6 protein-coding genes are annotated in these 8,114 nt (G+C 53.8%); 5 read left to right on the forward strand and 1 reads right to left on the reverse strand.

All coding sequences use genetic code 11. The annotated features are described in order from the left end of the window. Positions 1 to 101: 101 nt before the first annotated feature. Genes P8Z34_06635 through tsaD form a run of 4 tightly spaced genes read left to right on the forward strand, consistent with a single transcriptional unit; the run spans position 102 to position 4,049 of the window. Positions 102 to 524, forward strand: coding sequence for a hypothetical protein (locus tag P8Z34_06635; GenBank protein MEJ2550340.1), 423 nt, complete (start codon positions 102 to 104; stop codon positions 522 to 524). Beyond that, a complete protein-coding gene (gene selA / locus P8Z34_06640; protein MEJ2550341.1) occupies positions 452 to 1,675 on the forward strand; it encodes an L-seryl-tRNA(Sec) selenium transferase in 1,224 nt (407 codons plus the stop codon). The genes P8Z34_06635 and selA overlap by 73 nt, the downstream gene beginning before the upstream one ends. A gap of 51 nt (positions 1,676 to 1,726) precedes the next feature. After that, positions 1,727 to 2,965 (forward strand): Xaa-Pro peptidase family protein, encoded by a 1,239-nt coding sequence (locus P8Z34_06645; GenBank protein ID MEJ2550342.1) that lies wholly within the window; start codon positions 1,727 to 1,729, stop codon positions 2,963 to 2,965. A 52-nt stretch (positions 2,966 to 3,017) separates the two neighbouring features. Continuing rightward, positions 3,018 to 4,049, forward strand: coding sequence for a tRNA (adenosine(37)-N6)-threonylcarbamoyltransferase complex transferase subunit TsaD (gene tsaD, locus P8Z34_06650; protein MEJ2550343.1), 1,032 nt, complete (start codon positions 3,018 to 3,020; stop codon positions 4,047 to 4,049). Between the two features lie 22 nt (positions 4,050 to 4,071). On the opposite strand, the gene P8Z34_06655 is transcribed toward tsaD, so the two are convergent. Continuing rightward, entirely contained in the window at positions 4,072 to 5,556 is a 1,485-nt protein-coding gene (locus P8Z34_06655) for a DUF6056 family protein (protein ID MEJ2550344.1), read from the reverse strand. Between the two features lie 238 nt (positions 5,557 to 5,794). Between P8Z34_06655 and P8Z34_06660 the strand changes: the two genes are divergently transcribed. Further along, positions 5,795 to 7,348 carry a glycosyltransferase family 39 protein gene (locus P8Z34_06660; protein ID MEJ2550345.1) on the forward strand — a complete coding sequence of 518 codons (1,554 nt, stop codon included), beginning with the start codon at positions 5,795 to 5,797 and terminating at the stop codon, positions 7,346 to 7,348. The last annotated feature ends 766 nt before the right edge of the window (positions 7,349 to 8,114 follow it).

Raw genomic sequence — 8,114 nt, forward strand, 5'->3', positions numbered from 1 at the left:
ATTATACCCCAGGCTCTTTTGGCGCCTGACGGCTGCACGTTTCCATGCGGCAGGCCAGTGCGCTATAATTTCGGACGTAAGCAGAGAGGGAAAGTCTACTCGTGGAAAGTCCGTCTTCGGTAAGCTACCGCGGTCTGATGATCGCCGCGATCATCCTCGCCGCAATCGGCTGGCTGGGACTGCTCGTGCTGATGAACGTTACCCTGCCAACCGTCGGACCGCGTTGGTTCTTCTTCTTCCTCTGGGTGCTGGCCGTGACCGGTACGGTGCTGCCCTTCATCTGGCTGCTTCACCGTCGTTTCTCGGCCGACCGTCCGGCGGCTCCATCGACCCTGCTGCGGCAGGGTTTGTGGGTCGGATTGTATGCCGCTCTTTGTGTCTGGCTGCAGATCAACCGCAGCCTCTCGCTTCCGCTTGCGATCCTGCTGGCGGCTGGTGTGGGATTGTTGGAATGGCTGCTGCGTATCCTGGAGCGAAGCAACTGGAGACCGCGGGATCCACACTCGAGCAGTGGTTGTCGGTGAGTCTGGTGCCCGTGATCAACGCCACGGGCGTCATTCTTCACACCAACCTCGGTCGCGCCCCGCTGTGCGAGAGCGCCCAGGCCGCCATGCGTGAGGTTTCCCGCGGGTACAGCACGCTCGAATACAATCTCGCCCGCGGCGCACGCGGGAAACGCGAAGTCCACGCGGGAGGCATGCTGCAAAGACTCACCGGCGCCGAAGCGGCGCTGGTCGTCAACAACAACGCTGCCGCGGTGTTGCTTGCCCTGACTGCGCTGGCCCGACGGAAGGAAGTGCTCGTATCGCGCTCGCAGTTGATCGAGATCGGCGGTGGATTTCGCATCCCTGACGTGATGCGCCAATCGGGCGCCAAGCTGATCGAAGTGGGCACCACCAACCGCACACATCCAGCGGATTTCGAATCCGCCATCAACAAACGCACGGCACTGATCCTGCGCGCCCACCATTCCAATTTCAAGATCGTCGGCTTCACCACCGAACCACCGCTGGAAGAACTTGTGCGCCTGGGAGAGAAACACAGCGTACCCGTGCTCGACGATCTCGGTTCCGGTGCGCTGCTGGACACGGCGCAGTTCGGATTGGGACACGAACCGACGGTACAGGAATCCCTGCAGGCCGGCGCCCCACTTGTGGCTTTCTCGGGCGACAAGCTGCTCGGAGGACCGCAAGCGGGGATCATCGTCGGCGAAGGGGCGCTGGTGGAACGGCTCCTCAAGCACCCGCTCGCCAGAGCCCTGCGGCCCGATAAATTGTGCCTGGCGGCGCTCTGCGCTACGCTGCAGCATTATCTGCGCGAAGAAGCAGTATCTGCGATCCCCGTGTGGCGGATGATTTCCACAGGAGAAGAAACACTGCAGAAACGTGCGCAGCGATGGGCAGCACAAATCGGCCGGGGAGATGTCGTCGCCAGTCGTTCGACGGTAGGCGGCGGCAGCCTGCCCGAGGAAACGCTGCCGACCTGGGTGCTGGCGATCGAGAGGCGCCATCCAAACGCGTTCACCAAACAATTGCGCAGCGCCGAACCGGCAGTGATTGCGCGTATCGAAGAGAATCGAGTAGTGCTGGACCCACGTACGGTGCTTGAAGCGCAAGACGAAGCGCTCATTCGAGTTCTCAAGCAAGCCCTGCAACGCAGAAGTGGGCAGAAGTAGTCTTTCCATCACATCCTGGTTTTCGCGGGATAGCTTAAAGGATCAACTTGCATGAAGAATGAAATCGACGACCTCATGACCGCAGGCGAAATTGACGCCTTACTCATCGCCGGACCGACTTCGCACAATCCCGCGATGGTGTACTTTACGGGCATCAAGCCGATCAGCAGCACCTTCCTGATCAAAAAAGTCGGCCAGGCGCCGGTTTTGTTCTATCTTCCCATGGAACGCGACGAAGCTGCCAACACCGGGCTGCAAACCAAGAACATATTCGACTACGACATTTATAAACTGCTGGAAGAAACGGGCGGCGACCACATGCGCATGTTGGCGCTGCAGTTGCAGCGTATGCTCCAGGATTTCGACGTCTCGGGACGCGTGGCGCTGTACGGAGAAACCGAAATCGGCTCGCTGTTCGCGTCACTCAGACTACTGGAGCAAATTCAACCCGATGTGGAGATCGTCGGCGAGGATACTTCCAGATCCGTGCTCGGCCGCGCACGTACGACGAAGGACGAAGACGAAATTTCCCGCATCCGCAAGATGGGACAGGTCACGACCAACGTGGTGTCCGACGTCGCCGGGTTCCTGACGTCCCACAACGTGAAAAACGACCTGCTCGTAGATCGAAGCGGCAATGTGCTCACCGTCGGCGCAGTGAAGCGGCGCATCAATACCTGGTTATCCATGCGCGGGGCCGACAATCCCCACGGCTGCATTTTCGCCATCGGGCGGGACGCCGGTGTGCCCCACAGCAGCGGCAGCGACGACGACCCGGTGGCCGTGGGCAAATCGATCATCTTCGACATCTATCCCACGGAAGCCGGCGGTGGATACTATTTCGATTTCACCCGCACGTGGTGCCTGGGGCACGCGCCCGATGACGTGCAGGCTGCGTATGAGGACGTCCTCGACGTGTACGACTCCGTCCGGGAGGCCATGGAAGTAGATGCGCCCTTCCGGGATTATCAGATCATGGCCTGCGAGATGTTCGCCGAGCAGGGACATGCGACGATCATGTCGGACAGCAATACAAAAGAAGGCTACGTTCACTCTCTGGGGCATGGATTGGGGCTGGACGTTCATGAAGCGCCAAACTCCGTCCACCTGGAAAGCAATCAAGACCGGCTGCGCCCCGGCTCCGTGGTCACCATCGAACCGGGTCTATATTATCCGGGGCGGAACTACGGGGTGCGAATCGAAGATACAATATGGGTACGTCCGGACGGGAAGATGGAAATCCTGGCCGACTATCCCAAAGACCTTGTGCTGAAAATGCCGGGCATCTAGGTCGACCCTTTTGGGTGCTCTCCGATCCGTCTGAGGGAAATTCGAGGTGAATGTGGAACAAGAAACACGCATACTTGGCATCGAGACATCTTGCGACGAGACTGCCGCCGCGGTGGTGGAAGATGGCCGCAGGATCATCTCCAATGTCGTTGCCTCCCAGGTGAACATTCACGCCGAGTATGGCGGCGTTTTCCCGGAACTGGCCTCACGCGCCCACGTAGAAGTCATCTACCAGGTCGTATCCAGCGCGCTCTCGCAAGCCCACATTGCCGCAGAGGCCGTGGATGCCATCGCCGTCACGCGGGGACCCGGATTGGCGGGCTCTCTCGTCGTTGGGATGAATATGGCCAAGGGGCTGGCGTTCGGTTCAAAGGTTCCCTTGCTGGGGATCAACCACCTGGAGGCTCATCTCTATTCGACCTGGCTGGTTTTGGATGAACCCGAACCCGACTTTCCCTTGTTGGGCTTGATTGTGTCTGGTGGACACACCGAACTCGTTTTGATGAGCGACCACCTGACCTACCAGCGGTTGGGCGGAACGCTTGACGACGCGGCCGGTGAGGCTTTCGACAAGGTCGCCCGTTTGCTCGGTCTGGCCTATCCCGGGGGTCCGGCGATACAGCAAGCCGCCGAAAATGGGAATCCTGAAGCGTTGAAGTTTCCGCGTGCCTGGCTGGAGGGAACGTGGGATTTTTCTTTCAGCGGTTTGAAGACAGCCGTGCTGCGCGAGGTGCGCAAACGGCAACCGGATATCGAAGCCGGAGTCGAGGCGCCTCGCCCGGGGCTGCCCATCGCCGACCTCGCCGCATCGTTCCAGGCCGCCGTCGTCGATGTTCTCGTGGGGAAAACGCTGGCCGCTGCAGAAGAATTCCAGGCGCGGGAGATACTCGTCGCCGGGGGCGTTTCAGCCAACCGGCCGCTGCGACAGGCGTTTCAATTGAGTTCGAAACTCCCCGTTCGGGTCCCGCCGCTGCACTTGTGCACGGATAACGCCGCCATGACTGCCGCAGTCGGGCACCGGCGATTCCTTGCCGGCCAACGCGACGCCCTGGATATCGATGTGCTCCCGAACTGGTCCTTGTAGAAACGGAACAAACCAGAACCACTCAATCGTCCCATCCGGGCAAACTGGCGCGGATCGAATCGACGCCGTAGTACTCCGCAGCGCAAAGGTTGTACCAATAGCCGGGATCGGGCGATAGTTCTCCGACTCTCGGGATGATGTGATCGATCTGGACCACCTCGATATCCTTAACCCCGCGTTCATTGGCCTCCCGTATCTCTCGATCGCGAGTGTCCCAAAACTGGGACCATTTCTGATAATGAGGTAGGTCTTTAATCACACCATAGGCGACACGAAGAGGGTATAAACACATTGCAGAAAGTACAAACAGCGTGCAAACTACAAGAACGGATTTGTATTTGAAAGACAAACCGTATTTTTTCGTTAAAACTTGAGCGGCAATCCAACCCAGGCACATGATCGCACAAACCATAACAACCCTTGCTAGGATTAACGCTCTTGACTCAGGATATGCATGTTGAACATATGCTGAGGGTGCTATACAACAAACGATCAATACATATGCTGCCAACGGTATTAATAACACACCAATCAATAAGTGCGAAAATCGAGAGAAGCCAGGCAATTGGAAGCGTAAATTGAGAGCTACAGACAGGAAGAATGCAATTATGAGTGTATATATCGAAGGCGTTCGTAATGCTTTGATTGTGCCGACAATAAAATCCATTGAGTGAGTGAATGACATTCGGATAAGAGAATATAGATCAGGAGGAGAAGGCAGTGCCATGTCTATTCGTCTCACTTGATTCGCTGGTGATATATACAGGAAAACAAGCGCTATAAATGATGCAATCACAGTAATGGACAATACAAGAATTAATGGCCGCTGGTCACTTAGATGGCTTTTGTTTCGAACGAGGACTACGACAAGAAATATTAAGAAGAAACCCAATTGTAGCGCAGTGGAAGTCTCTGAGAATCCACCCGAAAAAACAGCCAACAAGCTCATGAAACCTAAAGCCACTGGAGATGCATTGGGTTTTTTACTCTGTCTCAGAACTACGACAACCAACCATGTGAATAATATCAATGGAGCCAAGTAAGTTAACATTCCGGATCGCCAATAAAGAGATTGTGACAAATCAGGAGCTTGATACAACGTCAGAAAGATTAAGACCTCAGCGATAGACAGGAAATACAAATCAGGAAGTCTAGTTCCAAGAGTATAAAAGACCTCTCTGAGCGCCATACTCAAACCAATCAACCAGAACAAAATGGCGAGTCCGGGTAAGAGACCATTGAATTTTGGTGGAAACAGACCGGAGACCATCGAAAGCAGAATCATGGAATATCTGTTCCCAGGAAAACTCGTGATCCCAAAGTAAGGACCCCAAGAAGCTTTCCAGAATCCTTGATTTCTCAATAAAGCGCCAAAGCAATAGTCATCCCCACTGTACCGCATGTGGCTACCGATAAGCGCATAACTGGCCAGGACAGCTCCAAATGCAAGGCATAGGAATATTAGGAATATCTGGTGAAATCGTTCACGATTGAGTAAATCAGACACTGGAAAAAGCCCCCAAATTTGGATTGCGATTATCATAACATAATACAATGCAAGTACTCTTCCGACAGAATGTTGTCACAATGTGAGATTTCATCTGAATCGAATCTAGCGAGAGAAGTTGACGAATTACTCAATGCCCCTTAACACTGCTGCAGGTGATTTACTTATCATATGTTATATTTGCGGATAGCAATCAGGAGCCAATCGAACTACAACAAAGTACAAGAGGAAACATCCGATGAGCATTACCGAAACCACCAAAAATTATAATCCCACACATCATCGCTTCTTCACCCAATCGAAAATTTTATACGGGGCCGTGTTGCTATTTCTCTTCGGGATCGGATTGGGTTTGCGCCTCGTCGACATCACGGATGCACCCCTCGATTTCCACCCATGGCGCCAGCTACGCGCCGCATCGATCACTCGCGGCATATACTACGCCGCGCTGCCAGACGCCGATCCCGAAACCCGGCAGGCGGCCATCTCGCTGGGAAGCCAGTTCGAAACGCTCGAGCCAAAGGTCTTCGAGACCATCGTCGCCTATACCTACAAACTGGTCGGCGGTGAGCATTTATGGATCGCCCGGCTGTACGCAATTCTGTTCTGGATCATCGGTGGATTGGCGCTCTTTCTCATTGCCCGCCGCGCAACATCGGAGGACGGCGCAATCGTAAGCCTGGCATTTTACATGTTCGCCCCTTTCGGCTTCAGCGGAAGCCGCGCCTTCCTGCCGGAGCCGTTGATGATCATGTTCATCTTGCTTGCGGTTTACGCATTTCAACGCTGGGCCGACGAAAACACGTGGAAGTGGGCCCTACTTTCCGGAATTCTGGCCGGCATCGCAATCTACATCAAAGTCTTCGCCGTATACCCACTTGCCGTGGCGGCCGTCCTGGTCGTGCTCGTCAATTGGGGATTCAAACGAGCCATAAAAGATCCGAAAGTATGGGCGGCGGCCGGTATCATGTTCCTCATCCCCGCGCCGTATTACCTGTTTGGACTTTCCGGATCGTACTCCCCTGGAGAATATCTGAGCAGTTGGACGCTCGGGCACATCCAACTTTTACTTCAACCGGGCTTTTACGTACGCTGGATGACGGTGCTCCACGACCTGGTCAATCTCACCGTGCTCTTGCCCAGTTTGATGGGCGTTTGCCTGCTCCCCCAAAAATCGAGAGCGCTGTCTCTCGGCATGTGGATCGGTTATCTCCTGCTGGGAATGTCCGTTCCTTCCCTGATACTCTCCCACACGTACTACAGCCTCATCATAGTTCCGATCATCGCCTTTTCTCTGGCGCCGTTGGGAGATTTACTGCTGTCGAGGATCGCCGCCCTGTCCAGATCATGGCAAGTCTTCTTCCTTGGAGTCGCCATGCTCAGCGTGGCGTACCCCATCGTGCGTGAACGGAATTCTCTTGTAGCCCGGGATTACAGATTGGAAGTTCGAGGCTGGGTACAACTCGCCGAAGAGCTGCCGCCCGGGAAGTTAATCGGCATCACCCACGATTACAACACCCGCCTGAATTACTACGGATGGCGTGCCGTTGCCCCCTGGCCCAACGCATCGGACATCGAAATGGACGTCCTCACCGGAGAGGTCCCGCTTCTCGACAATCCGGATTGGCTGCCGATCTTCGAGCAAAAAACAAATGGCTATGATTATTTCATCGTTACCGTATTCAACGAATTGGAAGCGCAACCGGTGCTGCGTTCGATTCTCTATGATAACTACGAGATATATGCCGAAGATGGCCGCTATATCCTCTTCGATCTCAATTCTATGAAATAGTGACTATACTTCTGCCTATTTCATGTCATCTGAACAATATTCGACTTCACCCAATACAACTCATTCGTGATAAGGGTAATTATTCCCCGGCGGAGTGCCTAGTTATTCAAGAGGGATTTTTTCCGCATCTTCAATAATGCCACCAGCTAAGACACAGCTAGGAACCATACAAGACAGATTTATTCTGTTACTATTTCTGCTTGTTTTATGTGACTCGACTGTTCAACAAGATACCGGGAATGGAATTTCTAAATTTTCCGTGAAATTTTACAAGAAAATTCTTAACAACTCGGATGCTCTTCCTAAATGGGTGTAAGCCCGGCATGTTTTACGACGCACACAAATACTAAACCGCAATTATTCTCGGCGTTAAAGCATCCTATCCAAGTTAGTAATTCGTTGATCGCGTCAATGCCATACAATCTGCGAACGTCGATCCGATCCGCATAAATACACCTGCCCTCTCATAGATTTTTTACAATTCTTCCTTATCGGGAGGCAAGACGCATATCGCGTTCAGGCTAGGTTCACAGCGACGTGTGGAGCTTTCAATGCTTACCATATCGGCCGCGAATGGGATAAACAGAATTTCAGTCGCCAGCTAAAGCCTCTACACAACTGTGATACACTAGCATACTATTTACTAGGAGATCAACTCGATGGAGAAGCTAGTAAATTCTGAATCTGAATCCACAATTAAATCAGGTCTTTTATCTCAATTGGGTGGGCTACGTTATGTTGCAATTCTGGCTTTGTTCATCCTCGG

This window comes from Anaerolineales bacterium (genome assembly GCA_037382465.1).
Classification (GTDB): Bacteria; Chloroflexota; Anaerolineae; order Anaerolineales; family E44-bin32; genus WVZH01.

Excerpts from the sequence above, each read along its gene's own strand:
- selA (MEJ2550341.1), top strand. The coding sequence starts at position 452 with ATGGCTGCTGCGTATCCTGGAGCGAAGCAACTGGAGACCGCGGGATCC.
- P8Z34_06645 (MEJ2550342.1), top strand. The coding sequence starts at position 1,727 with ATGAAGAATGAAATCGACGACCTCATGACCGCAGGCGAAATTGACGCC.
- P8Z34_06660 (MEJ2550345.1), top strand. The coding sequence starts at position 5,795 with ATGAGCATTACCGAAACCACCAAAAATTATAATCCCACACATCATCGC.